The organism is Trichococcus collinsii, from assembly GCF_900107505.1.
GTDB classification, from domain to species: domain Bacteria; phylum Bacillota; class Bacilli; order Lactobacillales; family Aerococcaceae; genus Trichococcus; species Trichococcus collinsii.
On the sequence record NZ_FNQH01000001.1, the window covers coordinates 114,656 to 134,748 of the forward strand.

The following is a 20,093-nucleotide window of genomic DNA, read 5'->3' on the forward strand; positions in this document are numbered from 1 at the left end:
TCTTTTTTTGTATGCATAAAGTAGTTCATAAAATTTTTTAATTTAAAAAGTGCATCACCATAGGTGTTTCACAGATTTTTAAATGTTTTATGCATCCATGAATGATGGCTAGCTTCACGGGTAAGCCCTTCGGAATTTAGATAAATCGTACCTATTGCGCTCTACGATGCTCAGTCGGCGCGATTTCCTAAAATTCTTTCAGGGCTGAACAAACCCGTTCAGCTTTTCTCAAATAAAATTAATGACAAGGGAGCTTCCGACAATGAAAATGAAAGAAACGCTGCACCTAGGGAAAACAGCTTTTCCTATGAAAGCTAACCTGCCTGTCCGCGAATTGGAATGGCAAAAGGATTGGGAAGAAAAAGATATTTATGTTAAACGACAAGAAAAAAATGCGGATAAACCAACATTTGTCCTTCATGATGGCCCTCCATATGCCAATGGTGCTGTCCACATGGGACATGCTTTGAACAAAATCAGCAAGGACATCATCGTCCGCTCAAAATCCATGTCCGGGTTCCGTTCGCCTTTTGTTCCGGGTTGGGATACGCATGGTCTGCCGATTGAACAAGCCTTAACGAATACTGGTGTGAACCGCAAAGCGATGAGCTTGGCCGATTTCCGTAAATTGTGCGAAGATTATGCTTGGAATCAAATCGACGGACAAAGAACCGTTTTCAAACGTTTGGGAATCGCAGGTGATTGGGAAAATCCATACGTGACCTTGTTGCCTAAATATGAAGAAGCGGAAATCCGTGTGTTCGGAAAAATGGCGGAAAAAGGCTACATCTATAAAGGTCTAAAACCGATCTATTGGTCGCCTTCAAGTGAATCTTCGCTGGCGGAAGCCGAAATCGAATATAAAGATGTGAAGTCTGCTTCCATCTATGTGGCTTTCCAGGTCAAAGACGGCAAAGGCCTGTTGGATAACGATACAGCACTCGTCATCTGGACGACGACGCCGTGGACTTTACCGGCAAACTTGGGCATTTCCGCTAATGCTGATTTCGAATATGTGGTTGTTTCCGCTGATGGAAGAAAATTTGTTGTTGCAAAAGAATTGCTGGGAACAGTCAAGGAAGCTATTGGATGGGAATCTGTGGAAATCCTGCAAGAACTGAAAGGCTCGGAGCTGGAGTACATGACTGTGCAGCATCCGTTCTACGATCGCGAATCATTGATCATGGTAGGCGAGCACGTAACGCTTGAAGCAGGTACCGGTTTGGTCCATACGGCTCCTGGACACGGTGAGGATGACTACCTGGTCAGCAAAAAATATGGTCTGGAAGTATTATCACCGATCGACAACAAAGGTTGCTACACGGCTGAAGCGCCAGGTTTCGAGGGCGTATTCTACGACAAAGCCAATAAGCTTATCACCGAATTGTTGGCTGAAAAAGGCGCTTTGCTGAAACTGGACTTTTTCGTCCACAGCTATCCGCATGACTGGCGCACAAAGAAACCGGTCATCTATCGTGCAACACCGCAATGGTTCGCATCAATCGACAAATTCCGTCAAGACATCCTGGACGAAATCGAAAATGTTGAGTGGCTGCATCCATCCGGTAAAGTCCGCTTGTTCAATATGATCCGCGACCGTGGGGATTGGGTCATTTCCCGTCAACGTGTTTGGGGCGTTCCGTTGCCGATTTTCTATGCGGAAAATGGAGAACCTGTCATCACGCCAGAAACAATCGACCACGCTGCGAAACTAATCGGCGAATTCGGATCGAACGTCTGGTTCGAAAGAGAAGCGAAAGATTTGCTTCCTGAAGGGTTCACGCACCCAGGGAGCCCGAACGGCACATTTACGAAGGAAATGGACATCATGGACGTATGGTTCGATTCCGGGTCTTCGCACGAAGCCGTACTGCGTGCAAGAGAAGATTTGACATTCCCAGCTGATATGTACTTGGAAGGCTCCGATCAATACCGTGGTTGGTTTAATTCGAGCATTACGACCAGTGTTGCGATCAACGGAGTAGCACCTTACAAAACAGTCCTTTCCCAAGGTTTTGTTCTGGATGGGGAAGGCCGCAAAATGAGCAAATCATTGGGCAATACTGTCCTGCCGGAAAAAGTTGTCAAGAACATGGGCGCAGACATCGTCCGTCTCTGGGTATCCAGTGTCGACTACGAATCCGATGTCAGAATCAGTGACGACATACTGAAACAGGTTTCCGAAACTTACCGTAAAATTCGCAACACTATGCGTTTCCTGATCGGAAATACGGAAGATTTCCAACCGAAAGAACATACAGTGGCTTATGCGGATCTGCGCAGTGTCGATCAATACATGATGACACGGTTAGATCAAGTTGTAGAGACATGTGTGACAGCCTATAAAGAGTACGAGTTCTCGACCATCTACCAAACAATCATGAACTTCTGTACAGTTGATTTGTCGGCATTCTATCTTGATTTTGCAAAAGATGTTGTTTATATCGAAAAAGAGGATAATCTAGAAAGACGCGCCATGCAGACCGTATTTTACGAAGTATTGGTTAAGTTGGCAAAACTTTTGACGCCGATCATTCCGCACACAACCGAAGAAATTTGGAGTTTTCTGAAGGAAGAGGAACAATACGCTCAACTGGCTGAATTGCCGGAAATCAGCGTTCGTGAAGACCAAGCGGAGGTTTTAGGCCAATGGGAGAAATTCATGGCTATCCGCGATGCAGCATTGAAAGCATTGGAAGTAGCGCGAAATGAAAAGACAATCGGAAAATCTTTTGAAGCGCATCTGACTCTGTTTGTTGACGAAGATACAAAAGCATTGTTCGCGTCTCTTGATGCGAACTTGGAACAATTATTCATCGTTTCACAGCTTGACATCAAAGAATTGGTAGCTGCTCCAGCTGAAGCGATGCAATTCGATAATCTTGCCATTCTTGTGGAGCATGCACATGGGGAAACCTGTGAAAGATGCCGTGCCATCAAAGAAGAGGTCGGAACAATCGAGGATGCCACATCCTTATGCGAACGTTGTGCAGATATTGTGAGATCTGAATTTCCAGAAGCACTCGTGCAGGAAGAAGCATAACCTATCTCGCCTTGAATAAAATAGTTTAAACTATGTAAACAATTAAGTTGAAAGCACGCAAGAGGACGTCATTTGACGTCGTTCTTGCGTGCTTCTGTTGATTTTAGGCCGAAGGAGCAGTTTTGCCCACTGTCGATTCATTTTCCAAAGAAAGCGCATAACTTTCTCTTGAAATCGGATGAGATATTCGTTATAATTATATTAGTAATTTGTGCTAATATGATAGCAAATAATTGTATTAGCATTTTACCAATGAAAATTTTGGAGGTATAACACGATTATGGAACAAGGCAAAGTAAAATGGTTTAATGGCGAAAAAGGTTTTGGTTTTATCGAAGTTGATGGAAAAGACGATGTATTCGTGCATTTCTCAGCTATCCAAGGCGAAGGTTTTAAAACTTTAGAAGAAGGCCAAGATGTTGAATTCGAAATCGTTGACGGCAACCGTGGTCCTCAAGCAGCTAACGTTGTAAAATTATAATCCTATTTTTTTAACATTAGCGAATTCAAAGCGTACTGGGAGTTTTGTGACTCCTGGTGCGCTTTTTACATGCAAAAAAAACGTTGTTTCGACAATCCTTTTCAGGATCGCAAAACAACGCTTTTATCACAAAAACAGACAGACGTCTGCTAAAATTCGGTGGGGAAAGGTTACTTTTTCATGCTTCTCATAGCAAAGGATACGATGAAAATCAGGATGACCGCCCCGACTAATGCAGGAACGATATAGAATCCTCCGATTTCAGGACCCCATGCTCCAAATAAAGTTGTTCCTAACCATGAACCGATGAAACCAGCAACGATATTTCCGATAATGCCGCCCGGAATATCTTTACCCATGAACGATCCTGCTAAAGCGCCTAGGATACCACCAACAATTAAAGACCAAATTAAGCCCATTTCTTTTCCTCCTCTTTCTAATTACAAGTGCGGTAACAATATAGTTATTTCCAATTAACTATACTCTTATTATATATAAAATGAGTCACATTACAAATAATATGCCCTCGAGATGAGAGGTTTTCTGAAAATGGATAGAATAGTATTTTAAATTTCGCTCCCGAAAAAAGGAGTTCCATCGTACGAGATTGCATTAAGGAGAAAACAAAAGGCCGTCTCAATTGCGAGACAGACCTCTAATATTAGTTGATTTGTTGTTCCTGTTGGTGGATATTCAACAATTTGACTTTTAAATCATTCTCCATCAGCGACAGTTCCTTTTCGGCTTCTCTGCGTTTGATTCGGCCTTCCTGCTGAATCTTCAGCGTCTCTTCCAATGTTTCAATCAAATCTTGCTGCGTCTGTTTGAGTGTTTCGATATCGATCACACCCCGTTCATTTTCTTTAGCGGTTTCGATGGCTGATATTTTCAACATTTCGGAGTTCTTGCGCATCAGATCATTCGTGGTCTGAGATACCTGTCTTTGAGCCGTTACTGCATCTTTTTGTCGCAGAAGGGTAAGGGCGATAGCCACTTGGTTTTTCCATAAGGGAATGGCGGTGTGAATCGAAGATTGGATTTTTTCTGCTAATGCCTGGTTTGTATTTTGAATCAAACGGATCTGTGGCGCTTGTTGGATCGTCATCTGCCTGGTCAAGCGTAAGTCATGGGTCCGTTTTTCGAGGCGGTCAAGGAACTGCTTCAGATCATTGACGATCTGCACATCCATTTGGCTTTGGGAAACCTCCGCAGTCTGGATTGCTTTCGGGATCGCATTTTTCTGGAGATCCTCCATTTTCACTTCACCGGCCGCGATGTAGATGTTTAAGGCCTCAAAATAATCTTTGTTTTTTTGGTAAAGCTGTTCCAGCGTAACGTTGTCGTTCAGCAGACCATTCTTTTCTTTATCCAGTTTGATTGCAATTTTGTCGATTTGGGCGCCTATCTTTTGGTATTTTGCCGTCATTTCATAGGCGGATTGCTTTACCTTGCCGAAGATTTTGCGGAAGACATTGTTGTCCTCGGCCCGCAGGTCTTCCGGTTTAGCTTCGTTGAGCCTGTACATAAGGTCGTTCAAGGAATCGCCGATTTCACCAGTGTCCTGGTTCTGCACATGGTCCAACATCGAATGGGAGAATTCCCCTAATTGTTTTTGAGCCGCAGCGCCATAGCTGATGATGGCTTGCATATTGTTCTCATCGATTTGGCTGGCTAATGCCATCGCTTGTTTTTGTCTTTCTTCCGGCAACCGGTCGATCAGCCGGTCCGGGTTTATTACCTCGGCCGCAGCTGTAGTTTTATCAGCAACCACTATTGGTTGCGCAAATGGATCCGAAAAAGGATTGGCCAGTAAATCGTCCAATTCTTGGTTAACATCCTTGCTGTCTGTTTGTTTGTTCAGTCCGGTAGCATCAAATTGATCCATCAGTATTCCCCCTATATCTCTTCGTCCAAAGCATTTTCGTTGCCTTTTCCTTCATTATCCCTTTTCAAAACTTGCTTGGCAAGTTCCAACTCGATATCCATATCTTCGATATCATTGGACATGAAGCGCACGTAATCTTCAGCAACCAGACGACACATATCATCGATTGTTTTCGAGCAGTTATCCAAGGCTGTGTAGGTTTCTTTCGTCTTCGAAACGTGGTTATCGATTGCGATGTATTTTTCTGTCAGCTCTTTCAGATTGGGAAGATTGGTGTATAGGAATTTATCGACTTCGTGCAATCGGTTAGGCTGATTGACGATATTTTTGAAAAAATCTTTCAGTATGTCCACCGTATCGTTTCGTGCCGCGATAGCTTTTAATTTTGATCGCTGCTGTAGATTCGATTCGATGTCTTGAATCGTATTTTTGGCTTGCTCCATCGTGTTGCGGAAATAGGCAATCTGTTCCTTGGTCATCCCTTTTGAGTGGTAGAAAGCTTCTTTTTCCGTACTAACTTTTCCCAGTGCTCCCCGTTGTTTCGCGGTTTTCCGTGGCCATTGCATGCTTCCACCGCTTTTGACGTAATATAGGATGATGCCCAAGCCGATGGTCATCCCAATCGAGGTCCAGAAATCGAATTCGAAGATGAAAAAGAATATCACTAATGCAATCAGGCAAACTACGCTGGAAAACGTATATTTCAATATATCCTTGATGTTGCTCCACATAAATTTTTCCTCCTTTAATAACGTGCTGTTCACTTCGTCTGTGCTTATGCTATTATTTTAGCATAAAAGCCTATTAAGCACCTATCGGCCGAAAGGATGATTTTCAACGGCAACACCCATTTGGGCTGAATCTCTCGCGGCTCTTGTAAATAGCGGAAAAGATAGGTTATGATAATACGTGATCAGGATAGTAGATTTGGAGGAACATAAAATGGAATTTGAAGAAAAAACATTGAAAAGTGAAAAAATATTTGACGGTGTCTTGCTGCATTTGGTGAGGGAAGAAGTATTGTTGCCAAACGGAAAAACTTCTGTCAGAGAGATGATCAGGCATCCGGGTGCTGTAGCGATGATACCATTCACCTTGGACGGGAAAATGGTCATGGTCAGACAGTTCCGCAAACCATTGGACCGGACCGTTGTCGAAATCCCGGCAGGTAAATTGGAGACATCCGATGCTGAACCTTTGCTGGCAGCGATTCGTGAGCTGGAGGAAGAAACAGATTATCGTGCCGAGAAATGGTCCGAATTGACGGTTTTTTATCCAACACCTGCTTATTTGGATGAGCGGATCACAATCTATCTGGCGGAGGGCTTGACGAAAGTCGCTAATTCTTTGCCGATGGATGACGATGAATTCATTGAGATCTTGGAATTAACATACGACGAAGCGAAAGTCTTGCAGGAATCCGGAGAAATCTGCGATTCGAAAACAATTTATGCCATGCTGTACTGGGAGATGCGTCTTTTGCGTGAAAGAATAGAGGGATAGTATGTCAGAACCAAAGAAACCGCTGATCACCCGGGAGCGTTATCGTCAGTACAAAAGAGACCAAACAACAAAAACGGGGACAGATGAAAAGAAAGTCGCTCCGCGGATAAAAGATACAGAGCGTTCCGCTCCGACAACGGAAAAGAACAACAAACAGCAAACTGTTTCTGCGGGAGAGAAAAAAAATATTCCGACCGAAAAGAAAAGGTCGGAGAACGGTAATAAAGTCAAAACAGCCAAGCCAAAGGCGATGCTGTTCCGTAAAGCAGACAAACCTACGACTTCTATGAAGGTGGAGCGTCTGACGGACAAAGAAAGAGGCAGAAAGTTGGACAACTATCTGAACAAAGCCATCCTGATCGTCATTTTGTTGATCATCTTGGTTTTTGTGATAGCCTTTGTCTTATGATCTAACAATGCAGCTACAAGGAAGGAAACACTCATGATTGGAATTATTGGAGCAATGGAAGAAGAAAATCGTATTTTGTTGGAAAATATGACTGAAAAGATAGAGGAAGTACACTTTCATCTCGCCTTTACACGAGGCAAAATCGAAAATCAGGATGTAGTATTGGTGCAGTCAGGCATCGGTAAAGTCAACTCGGCCATAGCGACCGCCTTCATCATTGATCGTTATCGTCCCGATTTCGTCATCAATACCGGTTCGGCTGGCGGATTAAACGCAGCCTTGCATGTAGGGGACGTCGTTGTGGCGGATAAAGTTGCTTATCATGATGTGGATGCTACGGCATTTGGTTATTCGGTGGGACAAGTACCCCAAATGCCCCATTATTATACAGCTGATAAAAAAATCGTTGAAAAAATTACGCGGGCAGCTGAAAAAGTCGGTTTGCATGCTGTGCAAGGGACGATTGTTTCCAGCGATTCTTTTATCGCTTCTGAAAGCGGCACAAACCGTATCAAGGAACATTTTCCTGACGCTTATGCGACCGAAATGGAGGGCGCATCAATTGCCCAGGCTTGCTACGTATTGGGCACACCCTTCGCGATCATCCGCGCCATTTCGGACGGAGCAAGTGAGGGGGCGGCGCTGACGTTCGACGAGTTCATAGTCGAAGCCGGAAAGAAATCCGCGGAAATGGTCATCGAATTACTGAAGAATAACGAAGAATAGAAGCTTTCCGTGAAGGAAATCCAGTAGCTTACGAATGGGACCACTCAACCGAAAATGGCGGAGTGGTCCTTTGTTTTCTGTAGCGCTTCAGGGTACTATTACTTTTCAAAAGAAAGTGTTTACTGTTGTACGGGTTTTTCAAAATATTGTACAATAAGGATGAGATGTCAGGCTAAGGAGGGGTTTTGGATGCGCCAAGAACTGGTGATCGGGAAAGGGGACAAACCGGCAATCATCCATTTGGACAAGCTGAATCGCCACGGTTTGATCGCCGGAGCGACCGGTACGGGAAAAACGGTGACTTTGAAAGTGATAGCGGAACAATTGAGCAAAGCGGGGATTCCGGTATTCCTTGCGGACGTCAAAGGTGATTTGGCAAGCATCGCGGAACCGGGTGAGTTGAGCGGGAAAATAATGGAGCGAGTAACGAAACTGCAGCCGGAGGATTTTGAGCCGCGCGCTTACCCTGTTGAACTTTTGGATATCTTTGGATCGAACGGTGTACCGGTTCGGACAACCATTTCCGATATGGGGCCGATCCTGTTGTCGCGTCTGTTGGGGCTCAATGAAACGCAGGAAGGAATCATGAACATTGCGTTCAAAGTGGCGGATGAGAAACAACTCTTGCTCATCGATATCAAAGATTTGCGGGCGATACTGAATTTTGTCGGAGACAACGCCACAGAATTACGCCGGGAATACGGAAATATTTCAAAGCAATCGATCGGTGCAATCTTAAGAGGTTTATTGGTGATCGAGGAACAAGGCGGTGATCTATTCTTTGGAGAGCCGATGTTCGATATCCAGGATTTATTGAAAACAGATGCAGCCGGGCGCGGTTATGTGAACATTCTGATGGCGAATCGCCTGTTCATGTCTCCAAAACTCTACTCGACATTCCTGCTGTGGTTCCTTTCTGAACTGTATGAGCAATTGCCGGAAGTCGGCGATCTTGAAAAACCCAAGCTTGTCTTCTTTTTTGATGAAGCGCATGTCCTATTTCAAGATGTTCCGGATGTTCTTGAGGAAAAAATCGAACTCATCGTCCGGCTGATCCGTTCCAAAGGGGTCGGTGTTTATTTTGTGACGCAAAATCCCACCGACTTGCCGAATGCTATTTTGAGCCAATTGGGCAACAAAATTCAACATGCTCTGCGAGCCTTTACCCCTAAGGAGCAGAGGACCGTCAAAGCGGTTGCCGAAACGTTCAGGCAGCTGGATGGGGAAGAATTGGACAAGAAATTGATGGAGCTGAAGGTTGGTGAAGCGTTAGTCTCCTTTCTCGATCCGGAAGGAATTCCCGGCTATGTTCAGCAAGTCATGATTTATCCTCCAGAGAGCAAAATGGGCATCTTGGATCCGCTCGTCAAAGAAGAAAAGATCAACCGTTCTTTGCTGTACTACAAATACAGTGAGGAAATCGACAGGGAATCCTCCTACGAACAACTGCAGCGGCTGTCAGAAATCAAAGCGATTGAGTTGGAAGAAAATGAAGAGCTTGCCGCAAGGGACAAGGAAAAAGCCGAACAGTTGAAGCAACATAAAAAAGAGCGCCAAAAAGAACAAACCCAGCAAAAATGGTCGAGCAGTTCCCGCGATTCGACGATGGATAGATTCACAAAAAATTTGATGTCGCAAGTAGGCAGGGAAGTCGGGCGCGTCATTTCGCGTGGCATCTTGGGCATCCTGAAAAAATGAAGACAGACCGAAAAGACCAGTCCCACACAAGGGCTGGCCTTTTTCGTTTCTTTTTTTGATGAACTGAAGAAATGAAAACGCTCCCCTTTTAGCCACTTACTTTTTTTCATGAAAATCTCATATTTGGTATTGTGTTTTATTTCAGTATCCAGTAGAATAGCACCTATACCGTCAATTGAGAATGATTCTCAATTAGAAACGTTATCATTAAGGAGTTGTTCTTGGAAGATGGTGAATAGATGTTGAGAAAAATGTTGCTCGTTCTGGCGTTGGTAGGAGCGATGGTGCTGTCTCTGGGTGTGGGGACTGCTGCATTTTCGGTGGAACAGTTTCTGGTCGGGAGCAACACTGACCGTCTGATACTGTTGTCGTCACGGCTGCCTAGGACGATTACGGTTCTCTTGGCTGGAGCAGGATTGTCCTTATCCGGGCTGATTATGCAATCATTGACACAGAACCGATTTGCCGCTCCCGATACTGTCGGAACGGTGGATGCGGCGAGAGTGGGCATGCTGTGCGGCATGATTTTCTTTCCGGGCTTATCTGTTGTGGGGAAGATGACTCTTTCATTCCTCTTTGCAGCGGCAGGAACCTTCCTGTTTTTGGTGGTCGTGAATCGCTTGCCTTTCAAGAGCCAGATGACGATCCCTTTGCTGGGTCTGATGTACGGAAATATTTTGGGAGGGATTGCCAATTTTTTTGCCTTCCGCTTCAACGTCACGCAAAATCTTTCCGCTTGGATGCAAGGGGATTTTTCATTGGTCATCAAAGGACAATACGAGGGGATGTACCTCATTTTCCTGTTGTTTTTGGCACTTTATTTTTTTGCCGATCACTTTACGATTGCGCGCTTCGGGAAAGATGCGGCCAAAAATCTCGGACTGCCTTTTGAAGCCGTCTTGTTCCTCGGGACACTGTTCGTCGCCGTGGCTGTCGCTGTCATCCTGAGTACGGTCGGTAATCTGCCGTTTTTGGGAGTCATTATCCCGAATCTCGTATCGTTGCGCTTCGGCGATAATATCCGCAATACGCACGGTAAGGTTGCGTTGTTCGGAGCGGTTTTTTTGTTGCTTTGTGATGTGTTCGCGCGATCGGTCATTCCTCCATACGAAATACCGGTGGAAACGGTATTGGGTGTTTTCGGCGGCGGCTTGTTCCTGTGGTTGCTGCTGAAGGGAGGGCGAACCGCATGAAAAACGTGCTGAAAAACCGCATCGTCATGAAAAGGTTGGCTATCCTGGCGGTGGCTTTGGCTTTCCTTTATTTTTTTTGGAATCAAGGCTACGGAAATGTATTCATTATGAAGTTGCGGATCACGAAGCTTTTGACGTTTGCGGTCATCAGCATCAGCACTGCCTTTGCAACAGTCAGCTTTCAGACGGTCGTGCATAGCAATTTTTTGACCCCCAGCATCCTTGGGGTTGAATCCTTCTATCGCCTCCTGCAGACAGTGTTGATGTTCTTCAGCTTCTCGCTGCTGGGCAACCAATTGAATGCTGAATGGCAGTTCATTTTTCTGTTGTTGCTGATGCTTGGCAGTTACTTGTTGCTGTACCGGCTTTCTTGGAACCGGAAAAATTACGATATGCAAGTCATCCTGATGATTGGGCTCGTTATGGGTACCTTCTTCAACAGCATCAGTTCCTTCATGCAAGTGTTGATGGACCCGAATGAGTACGATAAACTGCAGACGAAACTGTATGCCAGTTTTCAGAACATCAATGATTCCGTGCTTATTTTGGCTGTTCCGATTGCCTTGTTTTCGATTATAAGTTTGTGGCGTAAGCGGAAGGTATTGGAAGTTTTGGGACTGGGTACACAAACGGCCAAAAATTTAGGGGTCGCCGTCGAAAAAGAGACGAAATTTACCTTCATGCATGTCATCCTATTGATGACAGTCTCCGCAGCGCTCGTTGGACCTATGATGTTTCTCGGTTTTGTGGCAGCGAACATTGCTTATCGTCTGTTCAGGACGTATTGCCTGAACTACCTGCTGCCTGGTGCGAGTCTGCTAAGTTTTGTGATGGTCGTGGCCGGACAATTCCTGGCAGAGGAAGTTTTCAAGTTGCAGACGAATTTGAGCATTCTGGTCGAACTGTTCGGAGGAATCTATTTCTTTTGGTTATTATGGAAGGAAAGGGGCAAATTATGAAAATCAGTCATGTCAGCAAAGCCTATGAGGATGAAAAAGTATTGGATGACATCTCATTGGCGATCGAGAAAGGTAAGATTACAGCTTTTATCGGTCCGAATGGGGCAGGCAAAAGTACGCTCCTTTCGGTCATCAGCCGGCTTTTGATAAAGGACGAGGGTCTATTGACGATAAATGGGAAAGAAATCGAGGCCTGGCAATCTGATGAACTGGCGAAGGAGCTTTCGATCCTGAAACAACAAAATGCCTATCAAGTGCGCATGACGGTCCGCGAACTGGTCTCGTTCGGTAGGTTCCCCTATACGAAGGGCAGGCTGAATGAAGAAGATCATGCAATGATCGACAAGGTTTTGGGCTATCTGAACCTGGTAGAATTCTCAAACCGCTATCTTGATACTCTGTCTGGTGGGCAACTCCAGCGGGCGGCCATCGCGATGATACTGGTACAGGATACCGAGTACATCTTATTGGATGAACCGCTGAACAATCTCGACCTGAAACAAAGCATCGTGACGATGCAGACCATCCGGAATTTGGCGGATGAATTGGGTAAAACCATTCTGGTCGTTATCCACGACGTCAATTTTGCTTCCGTTTTTTCGGACAACATCATTGCCATGAAAAACGGAAAAGTGTTCCGGAGCGGTACGGTCGAGGAAGTCATCCGGACACAAGTTTTGCAGGAATTATATGAAGTACCACTGGAAGTCATTACAACTGCGGATGGGAAAAAACATTGCACCTATCAAGCAATTTAACATAGAGGAGAATGGAAAATGAAAAAATGGCAAAAAACAATCATAAGTTTGGCTTCAATCTTCGCACTTGGGGCTTGCGGCGCCCGCGAGGTGGCTGATGATGCGGCGGATTCAACAACAGCGATTTTGAGTACGGAATCCGAAGCTACGATGACCATCGAGGACGCACGCGGCTCCGTAGAAGTGCCGAAAGACCCTGAAAACGTCGTTGTTTTGGATTTCGGACATTTGGACACACTGATCGCATTGGGTAAAGCGGATGCAGTCACTGGCACGGCAACCGAAAACATGCCGGCTTATCTGGCTGATACGGCAGATCAATTCGAAAATGTAGGGACGCTTAAAGAACCGAATGTTGAAGCATTGGCTAATTTGGCGCCGGAACTCATCATCATTTCGAACCGATTGGTGGACTTTGCGGAACAACTGGAGGAAATCGCACCTGTTGTCGTGCTCAGTGTTGATTACACGGATTATTGGGGGTCGGTTCAAAAAAACATCACTACCTTAGGGACGCTCTTCGATGAGGAGGACGCAGCCAATGAGGCCATCGCTACCTTGAACGATGAGATTGAGGCCGTGCAAGCGAAGACAGCCGGAATCAGCGAGAAAACATTGACGTTGCTCCTGAACGATGGCAGCATGTCGGCCTTCAGCACAGGCTCACGCTTCGGATTCATTTATGATACATTGGGCTTCACACCTGTCGATGCAACGATCGAGGATTCCACGCATGGACAGTCAGTCGGGTATGAAGGGTTGCTGGAAATCAATCCGCAGATTTTATTTGTCGTCGACCGCACAGCAGCGATCGGGACGGCATCCAATGAGAACGCAGCGTTGTTGGAGAATGATTTCGTCTACCAAACGGATGCTTATAAAAACAATAAAATCATCAACCTGTCTTCTGACTTGTGGTATCTCTCCGGTGGTGGGATAGAGTCGATCCACTTGATGGTCGAAGAGATCGTAGCGGATTTCCAGTAATCAAAAGCGGAATCAAAAGATTGTCCATCCTCTGATTTTTTCTCTATAATGATGGGAGGAAATCAGAAAGAGGTGCACGGTTTGGCAGAAAATTACTTCAATATGGAAGACTTCAACGTTTTTGACATTCAGGGACTCGACGAGAGGATGACAGGCATCCGCGAACGGATCCAACCCAAGTTCCAGCATTTCGCAGCAGCGGGGGCCCGCTTCATCGTTTCGGAAGAGCATGCTGAATCGGTTCCCGTGCATGTTGCCAAACACCTGCGCCGCACGAAGTATGCACCCGAGAATACTTGGTGCGCCATCGGTGGGGACGCGAGGGGCTACAAAAAGTATCCGCATTTCCAAATCGGGATTGCAAAAGAGGGGGTCAGCTTTTATCTTTGCCTGATTGATCAACCCGTCAAAGAAAAAGAGATGGCTGCTGCTTTATTGGAAAGGATTCCTGAATTGGAGCAGTTGCCGCGTGATTACGTCGTTTCTGTCGATCATACCGTGCCGACTGTTCAGCGGATAGAGGCTGTCGATTGGCAGCCTATCCTGGTCCGGCTGCGGGATGTGAAGAAGGCTGAACTGCTGATCGGCCGCAAATTGGCGCCAGCCGATCCGCGGTTAGCGACGGAAGCAAGCACGCTGGCAGTGATGAAGGAAACACTCCGTGAACTGCTGCCAATCTACCGGACCTGCATGGAACAGTATCGCTAAACGCGAAACCCAAGACAAAGCAAAAAGGACTGAACAGCAATCCCGCTGTTCAGTCCTTTTTGCTTTGGAAAATGATTTATCTTTCAAAAAAGTTGGCTAGCTTCACGGGTAAGCCCTTCGGAAAGGATAAAGGAACCCCTTGTCTCTACGAGCCAAGATACTATTCGACTAACCTGCTGACGCAGGAAGTCTCTCAGCATATTGCGCTCTACGATGCTCAGTTGCATGGGACTCTAAGGGATTCATCCCTTAAACTCCCAGTACAAGGTGACCGTAGGGAACGTTGCGTGGCAGGAAACACTGTGACCGTTTAGGTCACAGTGTTTCCTTAACAAGGGCTGAACGAACCCGTTTCGCTTTTCTAACAAAAAGAAACGGCAAATTGCTTTGCCGTTTCTTTGATGCAGAGCTGATCTCCGGGGAGATTAGCCTAATTTGTTGTAGTATTCTACTACGAATGACTCATCGATTTCAGCTGGCAATTCTTCGCGAACTGGCAGACGGTTCAATGAACCTTCGAATGTTTCTGTGTCGAAGGTGATGAAGTCTGGACGTCCGAACAAAGCTTCAGCAGCAGCTTTAACAACTACTAAGTTTTTAGATTTTTCGCGCAAGCCGATTACTTGGCCGACAGCCACTTCGTATGAAGGGATATCAACACGTTTGCCATCGACAGTTACGTGACCGTGGTTAACTAATTGACGTGCTTGACGACGAGTAGAAGCTAAACCTAAACGGTAAACTACGTTATCCAAACGTTGTTCCAATAAGATCATGAAGTTAACACCTTGTTTACCTTCTTTGATTTTACCAGCTTTTTTGAATAAAGTTGCAAATTGACGTTCGTTCATGCCGTACATGTGACGCAATTTTTGTTTTTCTTGCAATTGCATAGCATATTCAGATAATTTTTTACGGTTGTTAGGGCCGTGTTGACCTGGAACGTATGGACGACGCTCCAATTCTTTACCTGTTCCCAAAAGGGAGATGCCTAAACGACGAGCCTGTTTCCAGCTTGGTCCTGTATAACGTGACATAATAAAATTCCTCCAATAAATGTTTGATTTTTGGAGTAAAATAAGAATGATAAGTCAGCAATGCGTGCAGTTGATCCTTCAATCTTCACCTTATGCAGCCGCAAGGGTACGCAATTGAACCATCTAACCGATGGCGATGAACTGTTGACGCGGGTGCTTCTTTCTCGCTGCATTATTTTACACAAAGATTATTGTACCAAACAACAGAAGTTAATGCAATGGAAACGTGATGTTTTTCAGACTTTTCCCGGCAACGCAACGCGCTCACTGTTCAAAGAAAAGGAATTCCGTTCCCTTATTATTTTCTGGTTTCTGATTGGTTCTTTCTATGTTATACTAAAAAATGAGATATATTGGGCGTTTTCAATTTTCAGATCAAATAAACGAAATTGTCGGAATAGGTGGAGGATTTATTGATGGAGTTTATATACTGGTTAGTAGCGATAATATTGTTAGTGTTGATCGGGTACGGTGCGATCATGTATTTGACGAGGCAACAAGCGAATCGAATCAAAGAAATCGATGAGAAGAAGCAAAAGGCGATGGCCATACCTGTGGCCGATAACCTGTTCACATTGAAAAATATGAATTTGACAGGGCAAACAAAGCGTACATACGAAAGTTGGCAAGCTACATGGCAGACCATCACGCGTTTTCAGTATCCTGAAATTGAGGCGGCACTTGTCAGTGCTGAACAATACATCCAACGCATGAACTTCATCAAGGCGAAGCAAGCCATTTCGCAAGCGGATCAACTGATTGACGAAACGAAAAACAGCGTTGAAAAAGTGAACAAGGCACTCGAAAAACTATTAGAAAGTGCACAGGAAAACCGCAAAGAGTTGGAAGAAATCCAGGAACGCTATAATAAAATCCGCAAACAATTATTGGCTCACAGCTTTACATTCGGTCCAGCCATCGAAACGTTGGAAAAGAATCTGAATTACATGGAGTTGGATTTCACGAAATTCAATTCATTGACGAACGAAGGCGACCATATGGAAGCTAAAGAAATCTTATCCCGTATCGAGCAGGATCTGCTTGTTATGGAAGAAGTCGTTGAAAAGATCCCTCAGTTGAACGAAAAAATCAAAACAGAGTATGAGGAACAAGTAAATGATCTGAAAGACGGCTACCAACGCTTGTTGGATGAAAAGTACATTTTCGAAGGTGTGGATGTCTCCGTTGAGATAGCCGCTGTTGAAAAAGAAATTCAGGAAGCAAAAGATTCCATCGCCCTTGCCGATATCAATGAAGCAGGCAAGAAGATGGATAAGGTAGAACGCGATATCGAGGCGGTCTATGCCATCATGGAAAAAGAAATGGAAGCTAAAGAATTTGTGGGCCGTCACACGGCAAATCTGCAAAAGAAAATGGATCATGTCCTGCAGAGCAACCGTTATGTGCTGCTTGAAATCGATCGTGTCTCCCAGAATTATTTCTTGAATAAAAATGAATTGGGCCGTGCACAAGAATTCGAAGAGCAGTTGCTGAAGGAAAATGAAGCCTTGCGTTACTATGATAAGATGATGAAGGAACATGAAATTTCCTACTCGGTTGTCCGCGAATATTATGAAAAAATCAGCCAACGCCTTTCGGAAATCGACAAGGAACAGTCTGAATTGGTGAGCAACCTCAGTGACTTGCGCAACCGCGAAAAGGAAATCAAGGACAGCATCGATTTGTACGAGTTGGATATGCGCAACATGAAACGGACAATCGAGAAATACCATCTGCCGGGATTGCCGAAAATCTATTTGGATCTTTTCTTCTCGGTCACGGATCGTATCGAGGATTTGGCTTCCAAGCTTAACCGGGTGAAAATCGACATGGACGAAATCGATGCCATTTCCAAGATGTGCGAAGAGGACATTGAAATGTTAGATAACCAAACGCAAACGATTGTGGACAACGCGATGCTGACAGAGTATATGATCCAGTACGCAAACCGTTTCCGTCATTCGCATGTAGAGATCGAAAATGCCATAAACAAAGCTTTGGTGCTTTTCCATCGTGAATATGACTACGCAGGTGCGTTGGAAGCAATCAAAATCCCGTTGAATCGCATCGAAGCAGGGGCTGCACGCAAAGTGGAAGAGTCTTACCAGGAAGAAAAAAATCGTCACTACTATTAAATGCAGAACAAATAAAGCTAAGGGGTCGGGACAATGTCTCGGCCCTTTTTTTACGGGAACAGAATAAAATTCAGCCGTATGCTTTAAATGGTCAGGCATTTTCTATATAATAGATAGGATGTCCCGATGAGAGTGCAAAGTTATTTAAGGAAGTGTAGATAAAGATGATTTATTTTGACAACAGTGCAACAACAAAAATGTATCCGGAAGCTATAGATACATACCGGAAGGTCAATGAACAATTTTTTGGTAATCCTTCCAGTCTGCACAGATTAGGCAATGAAGCGGATGCTTTGTTGCAGCAATCGCGCAAACAGATTGCACTATTGCTGGGTGTCCAGCCGGATGAAATATTCTTCACGAGCGGTGGTACAGAGAGTGACAACTGGGCGATCAAAGGGACCGCGATGGAGAAGTTTGCAGTAGGGAAACACATGATCGCTTCTTCCGTTGAGCATCCTGCCGTATCAAAGTCGTTGGAGCAGTTGGAAAAGTTAGGGTTTGAAATCAGCTACGTGCCTGTCGACGCGAACGGAATCGTGTCTATTGAGGAGCTTGAAAAAACCATAAGAAAAGATACGATCCTGCTGAGCGTTATGGCCATCAATAACGAAGTCGGCAGCATCCAACCGATCGAGGCTATCGGCGAGTTGCTGGAAAATTATCCTTGGGTCCATTTCCATGTGGATGCCGTGCAGGCTGTCGGTGAATGCGAGCCGCTGATCCGACATCCAAGAGTGGATCTTCTGTCGCTTTCAGCGCATAAATTCCATGGCCCCAAAGGCGTCGGCATCCTCTATAAGAAACATGGCAAACGGATCGCGCCGTTGTTGACGGGAGGCGGGCAAGAATCGGGCATGCGCAGTACGACGGAGAATGTCGGGGGAGTCGCAGCGATGGCGAAAGCTTTGCGTATGACGCTTGAAAATAGCGCGTTCAGCCGAAAACAAGAACAGTTGGTTCGTGGTAAATTAGTTGCCGCTCTTTCGGAATATAAGGATGTCCGTATTTTTTCTCCTGAAGATGGCGCCGGCCACATTCTCTGTTTTGCTATGAAAGGCGTCAGGGGAGAAGTGATGGTCCATGCTTTCGAAAGCATAGGTATCTTCATCTCAACCACCAGCGCCTGCTCAAGCAGAAAGAAGGGGACGCCATACACGCTAGGTTCAATGGGTGTACCGGTTTCCTGGAGCCAGTGCGCTGTCAGGATAAGCCTTTCCGGCGAGAATACGATTTCGGAAGCGGAAATCTTCATAGAACATTTCCGGACACTGCATCAACAGTTCAAAAAGATACAATAGAATAACTAACAGATTGGAAGAGAACATAAATGGAAACGCACATTCAAATCCGCTTTGGCGAACTGTCGACCAAAGGGAAAAACAAAAAACGTTTTGTCCAACAGTTGGCGCAAAACGTCAGAATGGTCACAAAGGATCATCCTCAGATCAAAATCAAACCCGAGCACGATTCTATGTTATTGGATCTGAACGGAGCTGACGAGGCTATCATTATCGAACGCCTGCAGCATGTGTTCGGTATTCAAAACTTTTCGCCCGTCTATCTCGTTTCGCGCGATCTTGATGAAGTGAAACGGGTATTGGTGGAGTTGCTTGCCAAAATGGAGACGGCCGGAAAGACATTCAAGATAGCTACGCGTCGCGCGGATCACGCCTACGAGCATGACACGACCTTCATGAATGCCGAGTTGGGGGCAACTGTGCTGAATGCTTTCCCTGGTATTTCAGTCAAGATGAAGCAGCCGGATATCCTTGTACGCGTAGACATCAAAACCAACGGAATCATGCTCAGCACGCAAACCTATCAGGGGGCTGGAGGATTGCCTGTCGGTTCCAGCGGCAGAGGGATGCTGATGCTTTCCGGAGGCATCGATTCACCGGTTGCAGGTTATCTTGCCATGAAACGCGGCGTAAAGATTGAGGCAGTACACTTCCACAGTCCGCCTTACACAAGTCCGCAAGCGTTACAGAAAGCCAAGGATCTGGCTGCCAAATTGACTAAATTCGGCGGTGAAATCCAGTTCATCGAAGTGCCGTTCACGGAGATCCAGGAAGAAATCAAAGAGAAGATTCCTGCGGATTATCTGATGACGATCACACGCCGGATGATGCTGCGCATCACCGATGCTATTAGAGCCGAGCGCAAAGGCCTGGCTATTTTTAATGGAGAATCTTTGGCTCAAGTCGCTTCCCAGACGCTGGAGAGCATGATTGCCATCAACGATGTCACAACGACACCGATCATTCGTCCTGTCGCAACGATGGATAAATTGGAAATCATCGATTTGGCACAAAAAATCGATACCTTTGATCTATCGGTGCAACCGTTCGAAGACTGTTGTACGATTTTTGCGCCACCGTCACCCAAAACGAAACCGCATTTGGATAAGGCCAGACGATTTGAAGCGATCCTTGATGTGGAACCGCTCGTGGCACGCGCGGTTGCAGGCATTGTCATATCAAGCATAACCGGCCGAGAGGATACCGCCAGCCAAGACGAAGCTCTCTTTTCGAATTTGCTGTAACCTGCACGGCAAGAGCGTATCCTTAC

General features: G+C 45.4%; 18 protein-coding genes. 14 read left to right on the forward strand and 4 right to left on the reverse strand.

What is annotated here, in order from left to right:
- Positions 1 to 262: 262 nt before the first annotated feature.
- Together ileS and BLV66_RS00620 are read left to right on the forward strand one after the other, a co-directional pair.
- A complete protein-coding gene (gene ileS / locus BLV66_RS00610; protein ID WP_086985416.1) occupies positions 263 to 3,043 on the forward strand; it encodes an isoleucine--tRNA ligase in 2,781 nt (926 codons plus the stop codon).
- 280 nt (positions 3,044 to 3,323) lie between these two features.
- Positions 3,324 to 3,524, forward strand: coding sequence for a cold-shock protein (locus tag BLV66_RS00620; protein ID WP_068560061.1), 201 nt, complete (start codon positions 3,324 to 3,326; stop codon positions 3,522 to 3,524).
- Between the two features lie 170 nt (positions 3,525 to 3,694).
- Here BLV66_RS00620 and BLV66_RS00625 read toward each other — a convergent pair whose 3' ends face one another.
- The 3 genes from BLV66_RS00625 to BLV66_RS00635 form a co-directional block, all read right to left on the reverse strand.
- Entirely contained in the window at positions 3,695 to 3,943 is a 249-nt protein-coding gene (locus BLV66_RS00625) for a GlsB/YeaQ/YmgE family stress response membrane protein (RefSeq protein WP_086985414.1), read from the reverse strand.
- Positions 3,944 to 4,185: 242 nt separating this feature from the next.
- The gene (locus BLV66_RS00630; protein WP_086985413.1) at positions 4,186 to 5,409 is read right to left on the reverse strand and encodes a toxic anion resistance protein; all 1,224 of its coding nucleotides are present in this window, start codon (positions 5,407 to 5,409) and stop codon (positions 4,186 to 4,188) included.
- 11 nt (positions 5,410 to 5,420) lie between these two features.
- Positions 5,421 to 6,140 (reverse strand): 5-bromo-4-chloroindolyl phosphate hydrolysis family protein, encoded by a 720-nt coding sequence (locus tag BLV66_RS00635; RefSeq protein WP_086985412.1) that lies wholly within the window; start codon positions 6,138 to 6,140, stop codon positions 5,421 to 5,423.
- 211 nt (positions 6,141 to 6,351) lie between these two features.
- Here BLV66_RS00635 and BLV66_RS00640 point away from each other — a divergent pair, with 211 nt between their 5' ends.
- The 9 genes from BLV66_RS00640 (at position 6,352) to BLV66_RS00680 (ending at position 14,350) form a co-directional block, all read left to right on the forward strand.
- On the forward strand, positions 6,352 to 6,912 hold the full coding sequence (locus tag BLV66_RS00640) for an NUDIX domain-containing protein (protein WP_086985411.1): 561 nt from the start codon (positions 6,352 to 6,354) through the stop codon (positions 6,910 to 6,912).
- Position 6,913: 1 nt separating this feature from the next.
- Positions 6,914 to 7,321, forward strand: a complete 408-nt coding sequence (locus tag BLV66_RS00645; protein WP_086985410.1) for a hypothetical protein — start codon at positions 6,914 to 6,916, stop codon at positions 7,319 to 7,321.
- A gap of 33 nt (positions 7,322 to 7,354) precedes the next feature.
- Entirely contained in the window at positions 7,355 to 8,047 is a 693-nt protein-coding gene (locus BLV66_RS00650; RefSeq protein WP_086985409.1) for a 5'-methylthioadenosine/adenosylhomocysteine nucleosidase, read from the forward strand.
- Between the two features lie 189 nt (positions 8,048 to 8,236).
- Complete coding sequence (locus BLV66_RS00655) at positions 8,237 to 9,745, forward strand: helicase HerA-like domain-containing protein (protein WP_086985408.1); 1,509 nt, start codon at positions 8,237 to 8,239, stop codon at positions 9,743 to 9,745.
- A gap of 239 nt (positions 9,746 to 9,984) precedes the next feature.
- Complete coding sequence (locus BLV66_RS00660) at positions 9,985 to 10,938, forward strand: ABC transporter permease (protein ID WP_086985407.1); 954 nt, start codon at positions 9,985 to 9,987, stop codon at positions 10,936 to 10,938.
- Positions 10,935 to 11,897 carry an iron chelate uptake ABC transporter family permease subunit gene (locus tag BLV66_RS00665; RefSeq protein ID WP_086985406.1) on the forward strand — a complete coding sequence of 321 codons (963 nt, stop codon included), beginning with the start codon at positions 10,935 to 10,937 and terminating at the stop codon, positions 11,895 to 11,897. Before BLV66_RS00660 ends, BLV66_RS00665 begins: the two co-directional genes overlap by 4 nt.
- Positions 11,894 to 12,655 carry an iron ABC transporter ATP-binding protein gene (locus BLV66_RS00670; RefSeq protein ID WP_086985405.1) on the forward strand — a complete coding sequence of 254 codons (762 nt, stop codon included), beginning with the start codon at positions 11,894 to 11,896 and terminating at the stop codon, positions 12,653 to 12,655. The genes BLV66_RS00665 and BLV66_RS00670 overlap by 4 nt, the downstream gene beginning before the upstream one ends.
- 18 nt (positions 12,656 to 12,673) lie before the next feature.
- Entirely contained in the window at positions 12,674 to 13,642 is a 969-nt protein-coding gene (locus BLV66_RS00675) for a siderophore ABC transporter substrate-binding protein (protein ID WP_086985404.1), read from the forward strand.
- Positions 13,643 to 13,723: 81 nt separating this feature from the next.
- Complete coding sequence (locus tag BLV66_RS00680; RefSeq protein WP_245826651.1) at positions 13,724 to 14,350, forward strand: DUF1054 family protein; 627 nt, start codon at positions 13,724 to 13,726, stop codon at positions 14,348 to 14,350.
- Positions 14,351 to 14,775: 425 nt separating this feature from the next.
- Here BLV66_RS00680 and rpsD read toward each other — a convergent pair whose 3' ends face one another.
- Positions 14,776 to 15,387, reverse strand: a complete 612-nt coding sequence (gene rpsD / locus BLV66_RS00685; RefSeq protein ID WP_086985403.1) for a 30S ribosomal protein S4 — start codon at positions 15,385 to 15,387, stop codon at positions 14,776 to 14,778.
- Positions 15,388 to 15,803: 416 nt separating this feature from the next.
- Between rpsD and BLV66_RS00695 the strand changes: the two genes are divergently transcribed.
- From BLV66_RS00695 to thiI, 3 genes are all read left to right on the forward strand, one after another.
- On the forward strand, positions 15,804 to 17,522 hold the full coding sequence (locus tag BLV66_RS00695; protein WP_086985401.1) for a septation ring formation regulator EzrA: 1,719 nt from the start codon (positions 15,804 to 15,806) through the stop codon (positions 17,520 to 17,522).
- Positions 17,523 to 17,686: 164 nt separating this feature from the next.
- A complete protein-coding gene (locus BLV66_RS00700) occupies positions 17,687 to 18,823 on the forward strand; it encodes a cysteine desulfurase family protein (RefSeq protein ID WP_086985400.1) in 1,137 nt (378 codons plus the stop codon).
- 29 nt (positions 18,824 to 18,852) lie between these two features.
- A complete protein-coding gene (gene thiI, locus BLV66_RS00705; protein WP_086985399.1) occupies positions 18,853 to 20,067 on the forward strand; it encodes a tRNA uracil 4-sulfurtransferase ThiI in 1,215 nt (404 codons plus the stop codon).
- The last annotated feature ends 26 nt before the right edge of the window (positions 20,068 to 20,093 follow it).